The sequence below is a fragment of the Ornithinimicrobium flavum genome (assembly GCF_004526345.1).
In the GTDB taxonomy this organism is placed as follows: Bacteria; Actinomycetota; Actinomycetes; order Actinomycetales; family Dermatophilaceae; genus Ornithinicoccus; species Ornithinicoccus flavus.
On the sequence record NZ_CP038213.1, the window covers coordinates 2,666,991 to 2,685,533 of the forward strand.

An 18,543-nucleotide genomic window follows, 5' to 3' on the forward strand; every position below is an offset into this window, starting at 1 on the left:
GTGGTCAGAATGTCGGAGAGCAGCTGCAGCATGGGCGGATCCTTTGCTCGGTCGGGCCCCCAGGGCTGGGGCCGGCGCCGGGGACGGGGGGCCGGCGCGCTTCGTCCAGCGTGTCACACGGGCACCGCGACTGCCAGCCCGGAGCCCGGCGTGCGGCGCTTCTTGAACAAGTCTTTACCATTGGTGTGGCGTGGGTCACATTCTCTCCCTGTGAGAGACTTGTCGCGAGCACCGTCCCACGACACGAGGAGGATCCTGATGAGCAAGCGAGGCCGCAAGCGCCGCGACCGCAAGAAGAAGGCCGCCAACCACGGCCGCAAGCCCAACGCCTGAGCGAAGGGTTCGCCGCCGACGCGACAGGGCCGACCGGGGATCCGGTCGGCCCTGTCGCGTCCCTGGGTGCGTTCGTCGCCGGTGGCGTCCGGGACCGCGCTCTCAGTCCTGCTCTCGACGGACCACGGTGACACCCGTGATCCGCGTGAGGATCTGCGCCCGCAGCTGGGGCGGGGCGGCCTGCCGGGCACAGGCCCGACGCACGAGCGCCTTGAGCAGCAGGTCACGTTCGTACTCGGCCAGGCAGGACCCGCAGTCGTCCAGGTGCGCCTGGATCCGGTCGCGGTCCAGCGGCCCGGTCTCGTTGTCGACGAACTCGAACAACCGCAGCACGACGTCGGAGCAGTCTGCGGGCCGGTCCTGCCCGCTCTCGCCGAAGGTCACCGCTGCACCTCCTCGGGCCGGACGAAGCCGCGCTCGGCGGCGTAGTCGGTGAGCAGCTCACGCAGCTGCTTGCGGCCCCGGTGGAGCCTGGACATGACCGTGCCGATCGGGGTGTCCATGATCTCGGCGATCTCCTTGTAGGAGAAGCCTTCGACGTCCGCGAGGTAGACCGCCAGCCGGAAATCCTCCCCGATGCTGGCCAGGGCCCTGGTGACGTCGCTGTCCGGGAGGTGGTCCAGCGCCTCGGTCTCGGCCGAGCGCAGTCCCCGGGACGTGTGGGAGGCGGCCCGGGCCAGCTGGTAGTCCTCGACCTCCGCCGCGTCGGACTCCAGGGGCTGGCGCTGCTTCTTGCGGTAGATGTTGATGTACGTGTTGGTGAGGATGCGGTACATCCACGCCTTGAGGTTGGTCCCCGGGCGGTACTGGTGGAAGGCCGCGAACGCCTTGGCGTACGTCTCCTGGACCAGGTCCTCGGCGTCGGTGGGATTCCGGGTCGTCCGTAGGGCCGCGCTGTACATCTGGTCCAGCAGGGGCATGGCCTCGCGCTCGAAGCGGGCGGCCCGTTGGGAAGGGGTCTCGGTCTCCACCTCGACCGAGGCGTCCGCCAGGGCCTGGGCCTCGGCCTCGAGCTCGTCGAGCGTCGGGTTGTCGGTGTTCATCACCGACCAGCCTAGCCCGTGGTCGCCGACGAGGGCTGCGACGCCGGCGCGCTCGGCCGGGACGAGGGTGCTGCTGAGCACGGAGCCTCCTTGGGTGAGGGACGCCTGCGTCAACGCGAGCAGGTCCGGCAGGCATTCCCTACCGGGACTCAGGGCGCCTCGAGGGCGTCCCCGACGACCTCGGCCCACAGTGCCGAGCCCTCGTCGTTGGGGTGGACCGCGTCCGTCAGCAGCGTCTCAGGCTCCCCCTGGGACAGGAACCGCTCGGCGACGTCGATCGTCGCCAGCCCCTCCTGCTGCGCCCAGCGGGCGACGGCCGCACGCACCTCGGCGTTCTGGTCACCGGCCTGGGGCTGCTGGAGGGTCACCAGGACGGGCACCTCGTCCCCGACCCGCGAGCGCAGCGCGTCCACCGTGTCCTGCAGCTCGTCGGCGACGTCCCCGACCTCGTTGTTGTGGCCGAGGTTGAGGATGACCAGGTCGGGCACCTCCGGCGCCAGGAGCTCCATCCTGGTGGCGGCATACCCCGCCCGAGCACCCGTCTGGGACCCGGAGAGCACCAGGACCTCGCCCAGTCCCGGGTCGCCCGTCCCCTCGCCCGAGAGCACCTCCGCCTCGACGTAGCCGTCCTCGGTCCACTCGTTCCAGGGCGCGATGGCGGTGGGGCGCGAGCCCGCGAGCGCCTCGGCCCAGCGGTAGGTCCACTCGCCCCGGTCGTTGCCGGTGGAGTCACCCAGGACGAGCACGACGGTGCGGTCCTGCCGGTCCAGCACCGAGCGTGCCCGGAGCAACGGGTCCGTCGCCGTCGGGCTCTGCGTCACGGCCCCGGCGGCGCTCGGGGCGGCCGGCCGGGTGGTGGCGCCCGCCTCGTCCGGGATGCCGGCACCCAGGTCCGCGGCGATCATCGGTGCGGCGGCGGGGACGACGTCCAGCGCCCGGAACGCCGTCCACACCAGCGCCGCCGTGCTCAGCGCGAGCAGCACCAGCCCGACGTCCTGCCATCTGCGCACCGCTGGGACCTCCTGACGTCGCCTACCGAGGGGCCCGACGCCGCCGCGCCGCGTGCGGGACCCGGTCGAGGGTACCTCCCCGCAGGTGCGACGATGGTCGGGTGACTCCCTCGCCCAGCGGCCCGACCCTGCGGCCCCTGACCCAGCCGGTCAAGCTGCAGAACGTCCTCTACGAGATCAGGGGGCCGGTGGCAGCCCGCGCGGCCCAGCTGGAGGCCGAGGGCCACCGGATCCTCAAGCTCAACATCGGCAACCCCGCGCCGTTCGGGTTCGAGGCACCGGACTCCATCGTCCACGACATGATCGCCGCGCTCCCCCACGCCCAGGGCTACTCCGACTCCAAGGGCATCCTGCCGGCACGTCGGGCGATCGTCTCCCGCTACCAGGACGTGCCGGGCTTCCCCGAGCTCGAGGTGGACGACGTCTACCTGGGCAACGGCGTCTCCGAGCTCATCATGATGGTGCTGCAGGCCCTGCTGGACCCCGGTGACGAGGTCCTGGTCCCCGCCCCGGACTACCCGCTGTGGACGGCCGCGACCAGTCTCGGCGGCGGCATCCCCGTCCACTACCTGTGCGACGAGACCGACGGGTGGAACCCCTCGGTGGAGGACATCCGGTCCCGGATCACCCCCCGCACCAAGGCGTTGGTCATCATCAACCCGAACAACCCGACCGGTGCCGTCTACAGCAGGGAGGTGCTGGAGCAGTTGGTGGAGATCGCCCGGGAGCACTCCCTGCTGCTGCTCGCCGACGAGATCTACGACCGCATCCTCTACGACGGGGCGGAGCACCACTCGATCGCCGCGCTGGCCCCCGACCTGCTGTGCCTCACCTTCAACGGCCTGTCCAAGACCTACCGGGTCGCCGGCTACCGGGCCGGCTGGGTGGCGATCTCCGGTCCCCGGAGCCATGCGAAGGGCTTCCTGGAGGGCGTCGAGCTGCTGGCCTCGACCCGGTTGTGCCCCAACGTCCCCGCCCAGCACGCCATCCAGGTCTCTCTCACGGGCCACCAGAGCATCGAGCCCCTCATCGTACCCGGCGGCCGTCTGGCCGAGCAGCGGGACATCGCCTGGTCGATGCTCAACGCCATGGACGGGGTGAGCTGCGTGCAGCCCCGCGGGGCGCTCTACGTCTTCCCCCGGCTCGATCCCGAGGTCCACGAGATCCACGACGACATGCAGCTGTGCCTGGACCTGCTGGAGCGGGAGAAGATCCTCGTCGTGCACGGGACCGGCTTCAACTGGCCGACGCCGGACCACCTGCGCATCGTCACCCTGCCGTGGGGGGCCGACCTGCGCGCGGCCCTGGAGCGGATGGGCAACTTCCTGTCCTCCTACCGTCAGTGAACGGCTGATGTGCGGACGGTATGCGGCGAGCGCGCACCCCGACGAGCTGGTCGAGGCCTACGAGGTCGAGGTCGACGCGACGGGTGAACGCTCCCGCAGCGTGCTGCAGAGTCCGCAGAGCCCGCCCGCCGGGGAGCCGGACTACAACGTGGCTCCCAGCAAGCAGGCGCACGTGGTGCTGACCCGGGCGCTGCGCGACGGTGCGGGGGGACCGCCCCTGCGCCAGCTGCGGCTGCTCACCTGGGGGCTGGTCCCCTCGTGGGCCAAGGACCCTTCCGTCGGTGCCCGGATGACGAACGCCCGCGAGGAGACCGTGCTCGACAAGCCGGCCTTCACCCGTGCGGCGCTGTCCCGACGGTGCCTGGTCCCGGTCGACGGGTGGTACGAGTGGCAGGCCAGCCCGGTGGCGGTGGACGGCCGCGGCAGGGCGCGCAAGCAGCCGTTCTTCGTCTCCCGCGCCGACGGTGCACCCCTGGCGCTGGCCGGTCTCTACGAGTTCTGGAAGGACCCGGCCGGGCCGCCGGACGACCCGTCGTCCTGGGTCGTCTCCTACACGATCCTCACGACGGCGGCGGAGGACGGCCTGGACCGCATCCACGACCGTCAGCCGGTGGCGGTCGAGCCGTCCGCCTGGGCCGACTGGCTGGACCCCGGGCTCACGGCACCGGACGACGTCCGCTCCCTCCTGGCGGGGGCGCGCGTCCCCGGTCGCTTCCAGGCCTGGCCCGTGACGCCGGCCGTGGGGTCGACACGGAACAACGGGCCCGGGCTCGTGGAGCCCCTGCCCGTCGCGCAGCTGGTGGGGGTCGTCGACCCCGGGACGGGCGAGGTCGTGGGCGGGTGACGGACGGTGCGGCCACGAGCCCCGTCCGCCAGGAGATCGCCACCGCCGAGGGGCCGGCGCAGGTGCGTGTGCTCCGTCCCGGCGGCGGGCCGGCGGGTGCGGAGGGTGCGGACTCCGGGGGGGCGGGCACCCAGGGGGCGGGTGCGGAGGGGGTCGGGACGCTGCTGCTCGGCCACGGCGCCGGCGGCCAGCGGGACGCGGCCGACGTCCTGGCGCTCACCGCGCTGACCGCTCAGGGATGGAGCGTCGTGCTGGTTGACCAACCCTGGCGGGTGGCCGGTCGCCGGGTGGCGACCCCGGCCCCGCGTCTGGACCGAGCCTGGCTGGACGTGGTCGCCGCGCTCTCCGGTGCCTCCGCCGGGGGGGACGGGGCAGGCCGGGCCCCGGACGGGACCGCCCTGCCCCGGCCCTGGGTCTACGGCGGTCGCAGCGCCGGCGCCCGCGTCGCGGCACGCACCAGCGTCGGGCCGGACGGGTCACCCGTGCCGGGCGTCGTCGGGGTGCTGTGCCTGGCCTTCCCGCTGCACCCCCCCGGCCGGCCCGAGCGGAGCCGGGGCCCCGAGCTGCTCCGCCCGCTCGACGGTGGCCTGCCCGTCCTGGTGGTGCAGGGCCACCGTGATCCCATGGGCACCCCGGAGCAGATCCGCGCCGTCGCCCGGGACCCCCGGCTCTCGGTCGTGTCCGTGACGGGCACGCACTCCCCGAGCCGGTACCTCGATGCCGTCACGGGGGCGGCTGCCGCCTTCCTGGCCGGCCTGAGCGCAGGCGCACGCTAGCGTGGGGGCGCCGCAGGACCCCGCCACGAGCAGGAGGAACACGTCGTCATGACCGAGGTCGCAACCTGGTCGGCCCCGGTCGCCGGCAGCCCCGTCGAGGCCACCGTCCGGGTGCCCGGGAGCAAGTCCCTCACCAACCGGTGGCTGGTGCTGGCCGCGCTCGCCGACGCGCCCTGCACGCTGCGGCACCCGTTGCGCTCCCGCGACACCGAGCACATGGTGGAGGCCCTGCGCTCCCTCGGCGTCGAGGTGCGCACCGACGACGAGGACGCGTGGGTGGTGGGAGCGGGCCGCGAGGGAGGCGACGACCGGCCGACCTTGAGGGGGGACGTGAGGGTGGACTGCGGTCAGGCCGGCACCGTCATGCGCTTCGTTCCACCGCTCGCGGCGCTGGCTGACGGGCCGGTCCGCTTCGAGGGCCACCCCTCCGCCCTGGCCCGACCGGTCGGGCCCGTGCTCGAGGCGCTGCGGGACCTCGGGGTCCGGGTGGAGGACGAGGGCCGTGGCACTCTTCCCTTCACGGTGCAGGGCCCGCCGATCCGGTCCACCTCGGGGACGACGGTGCGCATGGACGCCTCCGCGAGCTCGCAGTTCGTGAGTGCGCTGCTGCTGGTCGGTGCCGCCCTGCCCGACGGCGTGACGGTGGAGCACACCGGGGACCGCCTGCCCAGCCTGCCGCACATCACGATGACCCTGGACGTCCTGGCCAGGGTGGGGGTGCAGGTCGACCGCCCCTCCCCCACCTCCTGGGTGGTGCACCCTGCCCGGATCCCGGGCTTCGAGGTGACGGTGGAGCCCGACCTGTCCTCCGCCGCCCCCTTCCTCGCCCTCGCGGCCGTGACGGGGGGGACGGTCCGGGTGCCGGACTGGCCCGCCGCCACCACCCAGCCCGGCGCGCGCATGCGTGAGGTGCTCACCTCCTTCGGCGCCCGCACCGAGCTGGTGGACGGTGACCTCGTCGCCCGCGGCGCTGAGGACGGCGGGCTGTCCGGGGTGGACCTCGACCTGGGCGAGGTCGGCGAGCTGACCCCGGTCGTGGCGGCACTGGCCACCCTGGCCCGGGGGCCGAGCCGGCTGCGGGGCGTCGGGCACCTGCGGGGCCACGAGACCGATCGGCTGGCCGCCATCGCCACGGAGGTCCGCCGGCTCGGTGCGGGTGCCGAGGAGACCGACGACGGCCTGGAGATCCGGCCGGCCGCGCTGCGACCGGCCACCCTGGAGACCTACCACGACCACCGGATGGCCATGTTCGCGGCCGTGGTGGGGTCCCGCCTCCCCGGGACCCTGGTCCACGACGTCGGCACCGCGGCCAAGACGTTCCCCGGCTTCCACCTCGTCTGGGAGGCTGCGGTCAGGACGGCCGGCGAGTCCTCCGGCGACGCCGCCGTCCCCTCCGGCACCGGGTCCGGGGCATGACCGGCCGCTACGACCACCTGGACGAGTCCGCGGTCCGCACGCGGCCGTCCCGGAGGGGCAACCGCCCCCGGACCAAGGAGCGCCCTGCGCACGAGGACGCCGTGGTCGGCACGGTCGTGGCCGTGGACCGCGGCCGCTGCACGGCGCGCGTGGGGGACGCCGTCGTCGTGGCCATGCGGGCGCGGGAGCTGGGCCGGACCCGCATCGTCGTCGGGGACCGGGTGGCGATGGTGGGTGACACCTCCGGCGCTCCCGACACCCTGGCCAGGATCGTCCGCGTCGAGGACCGCCGCACCGTGCTGCGGCGCAGCGCCGACGACAGCGACACGGTCGAGCGGGTCATCGTGGCCAACGCCGACCAGCTCGTGGTGGTCACCGCCCTCGCCGACCCCGAGCCGCGCGAGCGCATGGTGGACCGATGCCTCGTCGCCGCCTACGACGCCGGTCTGGACCCGCTCCTGGTCCTCACCAAGGCCGACCTGGCGGACCCTGCCGACTTCCTGCGCCACTACACCGCGCTGGACGTCCCCCACGTCGTGACCCGTTCGGCAGGGTCCGTCCACGGCGGGCTGGACGCCCGAGGCGTGGAGGAGGTGCGGTCCCACCTGGTGGGACGCACCAGCGTGCTGGTCGGGCACTCCGGCGTGGGCAAGTCGACCCTCGTCAACGCCCTGGTGCCCGATGCCGACCGGGCGACCGGCATCGTCAACGCGGTGACCGGGCGGGGGCGGCACACCTCGACCTCCGCCGTGGCCCTGGAGCTCCCGGGGGGCGGGTGGGTCGTGGACACACCCGGGGTGCGTTCCTTCGGGCTGGGGCACGTGGACCCGGCCACCTTCGTCGAGCACTTCGACGACCTGGCCCCGGGCACCGCCGGTTGTCCCCGCGGGTGCAGCCACGACGAGCCGGACTGCGCCCTGGACGCCTACGTCGCCGACGGGCACGCCGGCCCGTCGGGACCCGCCCGGCTCGAGTCGCTGCGGCGGCTGCTGCGCAGCCGCACCGGCGAGGAGCGCGGCTGAGCGACGGCCGCGGGTTACGGTGAGGCCGTGCCAGGCTTCGACGACGACCTCCGTCTCGCCCACGTCCTCGCGGACGCGGTCGAGCGCACCGCCCTCGACCTCTTCGGCTCCCTCGGCGCCGGCACGAGCATCGACCCGCACGGGGTGCTCACCACCGACGCGAGCGCCCGGGTCGAGGAGCTGCTGCGGCACCAGCTGCACCGGACCCGCCCCCGTGACCGGGTGGAGGGACGGGTCGGTGAGGCCACGGGCCACGGAGACCGCCGGTGGGTGCTGGACGGTCTCGACGGCACCGCCAACTACGTCCGTGGCGTCCCGGTCTGGGCCACGCTCATCGCGCTGGTGGTCGAGGACGAGGCGGTCCTGGGCCTGGTCGCCGCCCCCTCCCTCTCGCGGCGGTGGTGGGCCGGTCGCGGGTCCGGCGCGTGGACCGGCCGCACTCTCTCCCGGGCCCGCCGGGTCCACGTCTCGGGGACGGCGGTGCTCGACCACGCGTCGGTGTCCGCCGACGATCTCGGGCGGTGGCAGGACGGCCCGCTGGGTGCGGGCTTCGCGGAGGTGGCCCGTCGGTCGTGGCGCACCCGGGCGTTCGGGGACTTCTGGAGCCACTGCCTGGTGGCCGAGGGAGCGGCCGACGTGGCCCTGGCTGCCCCGGTCGACGCCTTGCAGCTGGCGGCTCTCGCCCCGGTCGTGGAGGAGGCGGGCGGACGGTTGACCGACGTGCGGGGACGACCGGTCCCCCTGGCGGCCGGCGGCGGGGCCGAGGCTGTGGTCACGAGCAACGGGGTCCTGCACCACGAGGTGCTGGAGGTTCTCGCCGGGGCTCCGGCGCGGCTGGGCTGAGCGACGACCTCAGCCCTGGGCCCGCGCCACCTGCACCGGCCCCAGCCCCAGGGCCTCCAGTCCTCCCGCGTGCTCCGGGTCCCCCACGGCGACCACGGTCCACCCCGGCCCGGTGCGGACCTCGTCCCAGGCGGCCGCTGCGCGCTCGGCGCTCAGGTCCTGCAGCTCGGCGAGGGTGCGGGTGACGGTGGGGGCCGGGTCCAGCCCGTCGCTGACCAGCGAGACGATCTCGTCCGCCACGGCGTCCGCGGTGAGGTAGCGCCCGGGAGCCGTGCGCGCCACGAAGTCCGCAGCCGCCCGCACCTCCTCGACCTCCAATTCCGAGCCGGGGGTCCGCAGGATCTCCAGCAGCTCGGTGAGCGCGGGGACGGTGACGTCGGCACGGACGGACCCGCCCACCACGCACAGACCACCCACGGCGCGCGGTCGGAACCCGGCCCGGATGCCGTAGGTGTAGCCGCGCTCCTCCCGCAGCACACGGTCGATCCGCGCATGGGGCGACCCACCCAGCAGCATCGACAGCGCCTGGTAGGTGCCCCAGCCGTGCGGGGTCCGACGGTCCGGCCCCGGGCGCCCGAGGTAGAGCTCGGTCTGGGTCAGGCCCGGCCGGGGCACGAGGGTGACACCGGCGGCGTCCGGACGCCGCCGGGCCGGCCCGGGCACCCCGCCGGTGCTGTCGACCCCGCCCAGCCGCCCAGGGACCCCGCGACCAGGCCCACCGGGTCGGGGACGGTGGACAGGTCGCCGACGAGCACGACCGTGCCGCCTGACGGGCCGAGCTGGGCGTGCCGGGCCCGTAGGTGCTCGGGCGTGAGCCGCCGGACCGTCTCGAGCGTCCCGCCCAGCGGCCGGTGCGGGCGGTCCCGCTGGTCGTAGTAGGTCCCGATGAACTCCAGGGACGCGCGGACGCCGGGGTCCGCCGCCTCGTGGGCGATGTCGGTCATCCGGTGCCGGACGAGGCGGGCCACCTGGGGGGCGGGGAACGCGGGCTCGGCCAGGCACTCCGTCACCAGCTCCAGGGCGACCCGCAGGTGGCGGGCCGTGACCTCCGCCCCGATGTGGACACCTCTCTCGCCCGCGCCGGCCCCGAGGGCGACGCCGTGCCGCTCGAGCAGGTCGGCGAGCTCCTCGTCGGTATGCTGCTCGGTCCCCTCGTCGAGCGCCCTGACCATGAGCAGGGTCGAGCCCTCGGTGCCGCGCTCCTCCTGGGAGACCGGGGTCGCCAGCGCCACGCGCAGCGAGAGGACGTGCTGCCCGGGCAGGTCGACGGTGAGCAGCCGCAGCCCGTTGGGCAGCAGGGTGTCCGAGGGGGTCGGGAAGCTCCAGGGGCGCGGCGGGCCGACGGTGGGTCGCGCGGTCACGCGGGGCGCGCGGACGGGGGTGGGTGGCGTGGTCACGAGGACTCCTGGGCGCGGTAGAGCAGCGTCGCGGCGCACCCGGGGAGCAGCCAGCGTCGGGCGGCCCCGGCCACGTCCTCCCCGGTCACCGCACCGACGTCGTCGAGGTGACGGTTCACCTGGTGAGCGTCGGCGTAGGTGAGCACGGCCCGGCCGAGCAGGTCGGCGCGGTCGTCATACCCCGCCAGGGCCTCCAGCCACGACCGCTCCGTCTCGGCCCGGGAGGCCTCGAGCTCAGGCTCGGTCGGTCCCTGGTCGGCGAAGGTGCTCAGCTCCTGGGCCACCGTCAGCTCCACGTCCTCGGGCGCCACCCCCTCGGTGACGTCGAGGACGAGCAGACCGACGGAGGTGCCGTCCCTCAGGCCCAGGGCCGAGGCCGAGCACCCGCTGGCCGTCTCGTCCTGACGCAGCAGCCTTCGGTGCAGCCGGGAGACGCTGAGGCCGGCCAGGGCGTCCAGGGCCAGCGCGCAGGGGAGGAACTCGGGGTCGGTCACCGCCGGCAGCCGGAAGGCGAGGTAGAGGCGGTCGGACGGGACGTCCCCGGTGACGACCTCCCGGACCGCACCGGGCAGGGGACCCAGCGGGGCCGCCGACCCCGGGCGCGGGGCGGTGGTGTCCTCCAGGTGCCCCAGGTAGCGGGCGGCCAGGTCGAAACCCTCCTCCGGGGAGATGTCGCCCACCAGGGACAGGACGGTGGTCGAGGGCCCGTAGTGCGCGCGGTAGAAGTCGTGGACGTCCTGCAGGGTGGCCGCGGCGAGATCCTCCATCGAGCCGATGGTCGTGTGGTGGTAGGGGTGACCCTCCGGGAACACGGTCCGGCACAGCCGCTCCAGGGCGTCCCCGTAGGGCACGGTGTCGTAGCGCTGGTGCTTCTCCTCCACGACCACGTCGCGCTGCACGTCGAGACTCTCCTGCGTCAGGGCCGGGAGCAGGTGGCCGTGGCGGTCCCCCTCCAGCCACAGCGCCAGCTCCAGCGCCCCGGTGGGCACCGACTCGACGTAGGCGGTGCGGTCGAAGCTCGTCGTGGCGTTGGCCCGCCCGCCGTGGGCCATGAGCGAGGCCATGTGCTCGCCCTCGGCGACCAGCTCGCTGCCCTCGAACATGAGGTGCTCGAAGAGGTGGGCCAGGCCGGTGCGGCCCGGCTGCTCGTGCCTGGAGCCCACGTCGACCCACAGGCTGACGGAGACGGTGGGCACGGCGCGGTCCTCGCTGACGACGACCCGCAGCCCGTTGTCGAGCGTCGTGGTGGAGATGGGGTAGTCCAGCGGCATAGGCGCACCAGCATAGGTGGCCCGAGGGGCCCCCTCTGCCCGGTCCGGTCCGCGGGATGGGACCGGCACGCACGACGAAGACCCGGACCGTGCGGTCCGGGCCTTCGCCTCGCGCTGACGCGATCTGTGTAGCGGGGGCAGGATTTGAACCTGCGACCTCCGGGTTATGAGCCCGGCGAGCTACCGAGCTGCTCCACCCCGCGTCGTTGCGACTCGTCTACCTTACGTCACGGGGTGGGGAGCCTCCAAATCCGGCCGGGTCCGGGCTCACGGCTCCTGCGTCTGGGTGGCCCCGTCGGTGCCGCCGCCCACGTCGACCGACCCACCACCGGGGCTGGCCTCCACGGCCCGCTCGATGGCCTGCTGCAGCTGCTCCTGGGCCTGCCCGTAGGCCTCCCAGTCTCCGCTCTCCAGCGCCCGCTGCCCGGCGTCGTAGGCCTCCTGGACCTCCGCGATCGCCTCCGCCAGCTCGGTCTCGGGGTCGGCGGGTTCCGTCGGGTCAGCCGCGCCGTCGGCGCCCGGCTCGCCGGCATCGCCCGCGTCCCCGGCCGTCGCCCCCGAGTCACCGCCGAAGAGCTCGTCGAGTGCGCCGTCCAGGGTGTCGGACCAGGCCAGCTCGTTGCCGAAGGCGACGACGACCACGCGCTGGAGGGGGTAGGCCGAGCCGCTGCGGGCCTGGACGTAGATGGGCTCGACGTAGAGCAGGCCGTCCCCGACCGGCAGCGTGAGCAGGTTGCCGACGATCACGTCCGAGCCCTGCTGCCGGTTGAGCGACAGGAACTGCGACAGCGTCTGCTGGAAGGCCTGCGAGCTCTCCGGCGAGGACTCGATGTCGTTCTGGAACTGGCCGGGACCACGGACCGTGGTGTCGCGCGGCAGGGCCAGCATCCGCAGCGTGCCGTACCCCTCCCTGCGCTCCCCCGCCTGATCACCGGCGTTGGCGTCGACGGCGAGGTAGCCGGTGAGGTTCTGCCGGCCTGTGCCGCGCGGGATGTAGGTGGTGGTGAGGCTGAACTGCGGGTCATCCTGACCGGGCATCGCGATCGAGAGGTAGAACGGCGGCATGTCCGGTGGGGGGTCGCCGGCAGCGCCCGGGTCCTCGGAGGTGCGCCAGAAGTCCTGCCCGGTGAAGAAGGCCGTCGCGTCCTGGACGTGGTAGCGCGACAGGATCTCCCGCTGCACCTTGAACAGGTCCTCGGGGTAGCGCAGGTGGGACATCAGCTCCGCGCTGATCTCGGACATCGGCTCCAGGCTCTGGTCGAAGGCCTGCGCCCACGCCCGGAGCACGGGGTCCTCCTCGTCCCAGGTGTAGAGACGCACCGTGCCGTCGGCGGCGTCGACCGTGGCCTTGACGGAGTTGCGGATGTAGTTGACCCGACCGCCACCGATGGTCTGGATGTTCTGAGCCGTCTGCAGCGAGTCGAAGGTGGCCTCCCCGAGGTCCTCCATCTGGCTGTACGGGTATCGGTCGCTCACGGTGTAGCCGTCGACGATCCACTGGACCCGGCCGTCGACGACGGCGGGGTAGGGGTTGCCGTCCAGCCGCAGCCACGGCGCCACCCGCTCGACCCGCTCCCGCGGGTTGCGGTGGTCCAGGATGACCGACTCGGGGTTGACGGAGTCCGACAGCAGGATGTTCACCTCGCGGTACTTCAGCGCGTAGGCGAGCCGGCGCAGCGGGCTGCCCATGGGCACCCCACCCTCCCCGGCGTAGGTGTTGCGCACCTCGCCGGTGCCGCTGCCCGAGGCGGGGTAGTCGAGCTCGCGATCGTCCCCGGGGCCACCGACGATGGAGTACTCGGGCGAGTTCTCGCCGAAGTAGATACGCGGCTCGTACTCCCCCAGCCCACCCACGGGCGGGATGTTGCGCTCGTAGAAGATGGGCTCGCCCTCGCCGGAGCGGCGGTTGCCGTAGGCGGCGACGACACCGAAGCCGTGGGTGTAGACCGTGTGGTCGTTGACCCAGTTGCGCTGGTCGTCCGGGATGCCGTCCAGGTTCAGCTCGCGCACCGCGATGACGGTGTCCACCATCTCGCCGTCCACCTCATAGCTGCCCACGTCGAGGGCCTCGGGGAACTGGTAGTAGCCCCTGACGCCCTGGAGCTGGCGGAAGGTCGGGGAGACCACGGACGGGTCGACGATGCGGATGCCGGGGATGGTGGCGGCGTCGGCGCGGAGCTGGCCCGGCTCGACCTCGATCCGGGGGTCGTAGTCGATCTTCTCCATCGCGTCGAGCCCGTAGGCGCTCAGCGTGCTGTCGATGGCGCGCTGGATGAAGGGGGTCTCCAGCTGGGCCTCCGACGGCCGCACGCGCAGCGACTGGACCAGCGAGGGGTAGGCACCACCGAGGAGCAGGGCCACGACCACGAGGCCGACGAGCCCGATGACGGGCAGCCGGAAGGAGCGGGTCCAGATCGTGGCCAGGAAGAAGGCCGCGCACAGCAGGGCCGCGACGGCCAGGATGCTGCGGGTGGGGAGCAGCGCGTTGACGTCGGTGTACGTCATGCCCGTGATGCGCTGGTGCTGGGTCATCGACAGGGTGTACCGCTCCACCCAGTAGCCGGCGGCGCGGACCACGAGCAGGAGGGCCAGCAGGACCGACAGGTGGATCCGGGCCGCGGTGGTGGTGCGCGCGCCACGCGTCTGCGCCTGCAGCTGGAGACCGCCGTAGATGTAGTGCGTGAGCAGGGCACCGATCAGGCTCAGGCCCAGGACCAGGGTGGCGAAGGAGACGAGCATCTGCCAGAACGGCAGGCTGAAGACGAAGAACCCGATGTCGATGCCGAAGTGGGGGTCGACCTGCCCGAAGGGCTGCCGGTTGAGGAAGAGGAGCACGGTCTGCCACTGCGCCGCCGCAGCGGTCCCGGCGAACAGGCCCAGGACGGCCGGCACGGCGATGAAGACCAGCTTGCGCACGGGGTCGAGGGCGCTGCGGTAGCGGTCGAGCGCCGCCTGCTCCGGCGTGCTGGGGGCGTAGATCGGCCGGTGCCTCCAGGCCAGCCAGAGGCCTGACCAGACGACGAGGCCGGTCAGGAGGGCGGCACCGGCGAACAGCGCGGTCTGCGCCAGCAGCCGGGTGACGAGCACGGAGCGGAAGTCGAGGGAGTCGTACCAGAGGAACTCGGTCCACAGGGTCGCGCCCCAGGCCAGCAGACTGAGCAGGACGCCGACCACGACCAGGGTGGGGATCAGCCGGCCCCGCGGCACCCCACCGCCGGGACGGCCCGGGCCGCCGGTGCGGGAGGCGCCCCGGCCCGGACCACCGGGGCCACGGCCCGCTCCCTGCCCGCCGAACGGGCCGCCCGCCCCGAACGGGCCGAACGGCCCGGCGCCACCGCCTCCACCCCGCGCGGGACCCCCAGCGCCCTCTCCCCCCTGGGGAGTGCCGGACTCGTCCGGGTCGGGGCGGGGGTCGGGGTCGCGGTCACTCACCGTGCCAGCCTAACCGGCGGGACTGGATGGTCCGACCCTCGCCCCGGGTGGCAGCATGGGGCGGTGCCCGAGACGCCAGACCCGACCGATGCCACCGCACCCTCCGCCGACGACCCGTTCCTGCGGGCGGCCGTCGACACCGAGCAGCACGTCGCTCGCGCCGGATGGGACCAGCCCCCTCGACTCTTCGCCCTGGTCCGGACCGCCCGGCTCCGCGAGCGCGAGCCCGGCCTGGTCGGGGACCTCGGCTCCGGTGACGGCTACACGGCGATCGAGCAGGAGGGTCTGCCCCCGACCTCCGACCTGGAGTCCCTCCTGGGCCGGATGGCCTGGCCGGAGGAGGTGGACGGCGTGGCGCTCGCGGTCGAACGGATCGTCGTGCCGCCCGAGGCCGAGCGGGAGCTGCCGGACGACCCGCGCGAGGCGACCGACCGGTTGGCGGCCCACCCCCTGCGCAAGGACGTCCGCCTGCTGGCAGCCTGCCTGCGCGACGGGCGGAGCACGTGCCTGCTGCGCCAGCGTGACCACGACAGCGACGACGCGGTGGCCGTGGGGCAGGACATCGCCCCGGGCCTGACGCACGCGCTGGCCCTGACGCTGGTCGGGGACTAGCTCCTAGGCCCTGCGCCGAGCCGTCAGCCGGTGCTGGTCGCCCCGTCCTCCAGGACCTGCTCGCAGGTCGGCAGGTCCGCGCCCGTGAGGTCGTCGGTGCTCGCCGCCAGCTCCAGGACCTCCACGGCCTGCTCGAAGGTGCTCACCGCGGCGACCGGCAGACCCCGGGGAGCGGCGTCCACGACCTCGCCGCAGTTGTCGCTCGGGGCGAGGAAGAGGGAGGCCCCGGCCTCGTGGGCGGCATACATCTTCTGCGTGATGCCGCCGATGCCCCCCACCGAGCCCGAGCCCGAGATGGTGCCCGTGCCGGCGACGGACAGCCCCCCGGTGAGGGGCCCCGGGGTCACCTGGTCGTAGACGGCCAGGGAGAACATGAGGCCGGCGCTGGGCCCGCCGACGTTGCCGGCGTCGATCGAGACCTCGTAGGGCAGGTCGTAGCGGGGGGCCAGGTAGACGCCGACGATGGTGCGTCCGGTGTCCTCGTCCTCGGTCGTCGGCACCTCGATGGTCAGCTCCTCCTCCTCGCGCAGGAGGGTCATCGGCACGCTCTCGCCCGGCTCCACCTCCTGGAGGCGGTCCTGGACGGCCCGGGCGTCCGCCATGGGCTCGCCGTCGATCCGCAGGATCTGGTCGTCGACGTGCAGGACCCCGTCCGCCGGGGCGTCCACGATGACCTGGGCCACGACGATGTCCTCGGGGATCTCGATGCCGGTGGCCCGGAGCGCGACGACCGCGGCGTCCTGCTGGGAGTGCTGCATGAGCTCGGTGTTCTGCTCGCGCACCTGCTCGGCCGTGACGTCCTCCGGGAAGACCTCCTCGCGAGGGACGACGGTGGACGCGGGGTCCAGCTCCGCACGCAGCCACTCCCAGGCGCTCAGGTCGTCACCCGGACCGCCGTCCAGGTTGATCGTGGTGAACCACAGGTGGCCCTCCGTCGGGTAGGTCTCCAGCTCCTCGTCGAGGCTGACGATGCGACGTTCCTCGCCGATCTCCCCCAGGGTGTCGTAGACCGGGCCCGGCTTGTAGACGACCCGGTCGACGGAGACCAGCTCCAGGGCGGACCCCGCGAGCAGCGCGACGGCCACGGTCGCCAGCACCGCGCCGGTACGGACGCCGATCCGCGTGTGCGGGGGCCTGACGCGGCGCTCGGTCACAGGCCCACCCACTGGGCCTCGCCGTCGCTGAACGCCTGGTGCTTCCAGATGGGCACCTGCGCCTTGAGCTCCTCGATCAGCCGGCGGGCGGCCGCGAAGGCCTCGGCCCGGTGCTCGGCCGAGACCGCACAGACCACGGCGAGATCACCGACGGCCAGGTCCCCGACGCGGTGCACGGCATACACCCCGTGGACCTCGTCCTCGCGGGAGACCGACTGCGCGATCCGCTCCAGCTGCGCGGAGGCCTCGGGGTGCGCGGAGTAGGTGAGCCGGGTCACGCCCTCCCGCTCGCCGTCGTGCTCCCGCACGGTGCCGACGAAGAGCGCCACCGCACCGGCCCGGGGGTGCTGCACGGCGGCCAGGGCCTCGTCCACCGACAGCGGACGATCGCGGACGTCGACGACGATCGGCTGGGGCTCGCTCACCGCGACATCATGCCCCATCCCCGCTGGGAACCGGCTGGGACACTCCTTGGCCCCGGCCCCTGAGGCCCGAGTGCGTTCCACCGGCGCCGGCCCGCTCGACGGCTCCCGGAACGCACGGGGCTCCGCCGTTGTTGTCCCGGGGGAAGATCCCTGTGCCCACCTCGTGGGAGGCTGGGACCCCACCGCCCGACCTGGAAGGAAGACCTCGTGCCAGATCAGCAGCCCGCCGAGCGCCCCGACGAGCCGGACCCGCTGGAGGCCCTCTTCGGAGGCCCGGTGCCACCGCAGATGCGCGAGGCCCTGGAGGCCATGGGGCTGGGATCGCTCGACCCCGCCCAGCTGTCGGCGGTGCGCGCACAGATGGAGATGCTCATGGGCGGCGGGGGCGACGACGGGCCGGTCAACGCCGAGCTCGCGTCCGACGTGGCCCGCCAGGTCGTGGCCGCCACCGGGGACACCTCGCTCGGGGAGTCGACCCGCCGGGACGTCGACCAGGTGGTCCAGGTCGCCTCGCTCTGGCTCGACCAGGTGACCGACCTGCCCCGGCAGGACGGGGCCGGGGTGGCCCTGAGCCGGGCAGAGTGGGTGGAGCGCACACTGCCCCTGTGGGTGCGGCTGACGACCCCCGTCGCCGAGGGCCTGCAGACCGCCATGAGCCAGGCCATCGGGCAGCAGATCTCCGCGCTCGGCGAGGAGGGTGCACCGGCCATCCCCGGTCTCCCGCCGGGGATGAACCCCGCCGCGCTCATCGGGCAGATGGAGCCGATGGTGCGCCGGATGTCCGCCAGCATGTTCGGCGGTCAGCTGGGTCAGGCCGTCGGGGCCCTGGCCGGGGAGATCGTCTCGGGCACGGAGGTCGGTCTGCCCATCCTGGCCGGGGAGTCCGTGGTGCTGCTCCCGAGCAACGTCGCCTCCTTCGCCGAGGGCCTGGAGGTCGACGCCGGCGAGGTGCACCTCTACCTGGCCGTGCGGGAGGCCGCCCGCGTCCGCCTCTTCGCCGGGGTGCCGTGGCTGGGTCCGCAGCTGCTCACCGCCGTCGAGGACTACGCCCGCGACATCCGCATCAACACCGAGCGCATCGAGGAGGCCGTCCGGCAGGTCGACCCCCAGGACCCGGAGGCGATGCAGGAGCTGCTGGGTGACAACCTCTTCTCCCCCGACCCCAGCCCCGCCCAGCAGGCTGCCCTGTCCCGCCTCGAGACCCTGCTGGCCCTCGTCGAGGGATGGGTGGACGTCGTCAGCGCCCAGGCCGCGAGCGACCACCTGCCCCACGCGGAGGCCCTCTCCGAGGCGGTCCGGCGTCGCCGCGCCAGCGGCGGGCCGGCGGAGAAGACCTTCGCCTCGCTGGTCGGGCTGGAGCTGCGACCGCGTCGGATGCGCGACGCCGCCAACCTCTGGGCCGCGCTGGAGGACCGGCACGGACGGAGCACGCGCGACGAGGCGTGGGGTCACCCTGACGTGGCGCCCTCCGGCGCCGACCTGGACGACCCGCTGGGGTATGTCGAGAGGTACGGCACCGCGTCGACGGACGCCACCGTGACCGACGAGGAGATCGAGCGTCTGCTCAGCGGCGACGGGACCGGTCAGGGCTGACGCCGGCGGGCGCACTCGGAGGCCTG

The 18,543-nt window shown here is 73.8% G+C and carries 18 protein-coding genes and 1 tRNA gene; 9 read left to right on the forward strand and 10 right to left on the reverse strand.

The features are described 5' to 3' along the window. Positions 1-258: 258 nt before the first annotated feature. Entirely contained in the window at positions 259-333 is a 75-nt protein-coding gene (locus E3Z34_RS20315; protein ID WP_419866509.1) for a 50S ribosomal protein bL37, read from the forward strand. A gap of 102 nt (positions 334-435) precedes the next feature. Here the strand turns inward: E3Z34_RS20315 and rsrA are convergent, their stop codons facing one another. The 3 genes from rsrA to E3Z34_RS12525 all read right to left on the reverse strand — a co-directional run bounded on the left by rsrA (position 436) and on the right by E3Z34_RS12525 (position 2,386). After that, positions 436-717, reverse strand: a complete 282-nt coding sequence (gene rsrA / locus E3Z34_RS12515) for a mycothiol system anti-sigma-R factor (protein WP_134773875.1) — start codon at positions 715-717, stop codon at positions 436-438. Further along, the gene (locus E3Z34_RS12520; protein ID WP_134774895.1) at positions 714-1,376 is read right to left on the reverse strand and encodes a sigma-70 family RNA polymerase sigma factor; all 663 of its coding nucleotides are present in this window, start codon (positions 1,374-1,376) and stop codon (positions 714-716) included. The genes rsrA and E3Z34_RS12520 overlap by 4 nt, the downstream gene beginning before the upstream one ends. Positions 1,377-1,525: 149 nt before the next feature. Then, a complete protein-coding gene (locus tag E3Z34_RS12525) occupies positions 1,526-2,386 on the reverse strand; it encodes an SGNH/GDSL hydrolase family protein (protein ID WP_134773876.1) in 861 nt (286 codons plus the stop codon). Between the two features lie 101 nt (positions 2,387-2,487). Between E3Z34_RS12525 and E3Z34_RS12530 the strand changes: the two genes are divergently transcribed. Genes E3Z34_RS12530 through E3Z34_RS12555 form a run of 6 tightly spaced genes read left to right on the forward strand, consistent with a single transcriptional unit; the run spans position 2,488 to position 8,633 of the window. Then, positions 2,488-3,732, forward strand: coding sequence for a pyridoxal phosphate-dependent aminotransferase (locus E3Z34_RS12530; protein WP_134773877.1), 1,245 nt, complete (start codon positions 2,488-2,490; stop codon positions 3,730-3,732). A 7-nt stretch (positions 3,733-3,739) separates the two neighbouring features. Beyond that, positions 3,740-4,576, forward strand: a complete 837-nt coding sequence (locus tag E3Z34_RS12535; RefSeq protein ID WP_134773878.1) for an SOS response-associated peptidase — start codon at positions 3,740-3,742, stop codon at positions 4,574-4,576. Further along, complete coding sequence (locus tag E3Z34_RS12540) at positions 4,573-5,352, forward strand: alpha/beta hydrolase family protein (protein WP_134773879.1); 780 nt, start codon at positions 4,573-4,575, stop codon at positions 5,350-5,352. Before E3Z34_RS12535 ends, E3Z34_RS12540 begins: the two co-directional genes overlap by 4 nt. Before the next feature lie 48 nt (positions 5,353-5,400). After that, positions 5,401-6,768 (forward strand): 3-phosphoshikimate 1-carboxyvinyltransferase, encoded by a 1,368-nt coding sequence (gene aroA / locus E3Z34_RS12545; protein ID WP_134773880.1) that lies wholly within the window; start codon positions 5,401-5,403, stop codon positions 6,766-6,768. Further along, entirely contained in the window at positions 6,765-7,790 is a 1,026-nt protein-coding gene (gene rsgA, locus E3Z34_RS12550; protein ID WP_134773881.1) for a ribosome small subunit-dependent GTPase A, read from the forward strand. The genes aroA and rsgA overlap by 4 nt, the downstream gene beginning before the upstream one ends. Before the next feature lie 27 nt (positions 7,791-7,817). Further along, positions 7,818-8,633 (forward strand): inositol monophosphatase family protein, encoded by an 816-nt coding sequence (locus E3Z34_RS12555; protein ID WP_134773882.1) that lies wholly within the window; start codon positions 7,818-7,820, stop codon positions 8,631-8,633. A 9-nt stretch (positions 8,634-8,642) separates the two neighbouring features. Here E3Z34_RS12555 and E3Z34_RS17735 read toward each other — a convergent pair whose 3' ends face one another. The 5 genes from E3Z34_RS17735 to E3Z34_RS12575 form a co-directional block, all read right to left on the reverse strand. Next, complete coding sequence (locus E3Z34_RS17735) at positions 8,643-9,248, reverse strand: M16 family metallopeptidase (protein ID WP_158288678.1); 606 nt, start codon at positions 9,246-9,248, stop codon at positions 8,643-8,645. Continuing rightward, positions 9,230-10,030, reverse strand: coding sequence for a M16 family metallopeptidase (locus E3Z34_RS17740; RefSeq protein ID WP_158288679.1), 801 nt, complete (start codon positions 10,028-10,030; stop codon positions 9,230-9,232). Before E3Z34_RS17740 ends, E3Z34_RS17735 begins: the two co-directional genes overlap by 19 nt. Further along, complete coding sequence (locus E3Z34_RS12565; RefSeq protein WP_134773884.1) at positions 10,027-11,301, reverse strand: M16 family metallopeptidase; 1,275 nt, start codon at positions 11,299-11,301, stop codon at positions 10,027-10,029. Before E3Z34_RS12565 ends, E3Z34_RS17740 begins: the two co-directional genes overlap by 4 nt. 129 nt (positions 11,302-11,430) lie before the next feature. After that, a tRNA-Met gene (locus tag E3Z34_RS12570) sits at positions 11,431-11,504 on the reverse strand. 64 nt (positions 11,505-11,568) lie between these two features. Then, a complete protein-coding gene (locus E3Z34_RS12575) occupies positions 11,569-14,733 on the reverse strand; it encodes a UPF0182 family membrane protein (RefSeq protein WP_238695158.1) in 3,165 nt (1,054 codons plus the stop codon). Between the two features lie 63 nt (positions 14,734-14,796). Between E3Z34_RS12575 and E3Z34_RS12580 the strand changes: the two genes are divergently transcribed. After that, positions 14,797-15,345, forward strand: coding sequence for a PPA1309 family protein (locus E3Z34_RS12580; RefSeq protein ID WP_420818953.1), 549 nt, complete (start codon positions 14,797-14,799; stop codon positions 15,343-15,345). A 23-nt stretch (positions 15,346-15,368) separates the two neighbouring features. On the opposite strand, the gene E3Z34_RS12585 is transcribed toward E3Z34_RS12580, so the two are convergent. Both E3Z34_RS12585 and E3Z34_RS12590 read right to left on the reverse strand, forming a co-directional pair. Continuing rightward, complete coding sequence (locus E3Z34_RS12585) at positions 15,369-16,499, reverse strand: YlbL family protein (RefSeq protein WP_134773885.1); 1,131 nt, start codon at positions 16,497-16,499, stop codon at positions 15,369-15,371. Further along, entirely contained in the window at positions 16,496-16,924 is a 429-nt protein-coding gene (locus E3Z34_RS12590) for a molybdenum cofactor biosynthesis protein MoaE (protein WP_338043732.1), read from the reverse strand. The genes E3Z34_RS12585 and E3Z34_RS12590 overlap by 4 nt, the downstream gene beginning before the upstream one ends. A 207-nt stretch (positions 16,925-17,131) precedes the next feature. On the opposite strand from E3Z34_RS12590, the gene E3Z34_RS12595 reads away from it, so the two are divergent. Next, positions 17,132-18,517, forward strand: coding sequence for a zinc-dependent metalloprotease (locus tag E3Z34_RS12595; RefSeq protein ID WP_134773887.1), 1,386 nt, complete (start codon positions 17,132-17,134; stop codon positions 18,515-18,517). Positions 18,518-18,543 lie beyond the last annotated feature (26 nt).

Excerpts from the sequence above, each read along its gene's own strand:
- E3Z34_RS12520 (WP_134774895.1), bottom strand. The coding sequence starts at position 1,376 with ATGAACACCGACAACCCGACGCTCGACGAGCTCGAGGCCGAGGCCCAG.
- E3Z34_RS12535 (WP_134773878.1), top strand. The coding sequence starts at position 3,740 with ATGTGCGGACGGTATGCGGCGAGCGCGCACCCCGACGAGCTGGTCGAG.
- aroA (WP_134773880.1), top strand. The coding sequence starts at position 5,401 with ATGACCGAGGTCGCAACCTGGTCGGCCCCGGTCGCCGGCAGCCCCGTC.
- rsgA (WP_134773881.1), top strand. The coding sequence starts at position 6,765 with ATGACCGGCCGCTACGACCACCTGGACGAGTCCGCGGTCCGCACGCGG.
- E3Z34_RS12565 (WP_134773884.1), bottom strand. The coding sequence starts at position 11,301 with ATGCCGCTGGACTACCCCATCTCCACCACGACGCTCGACAACGGGCTG.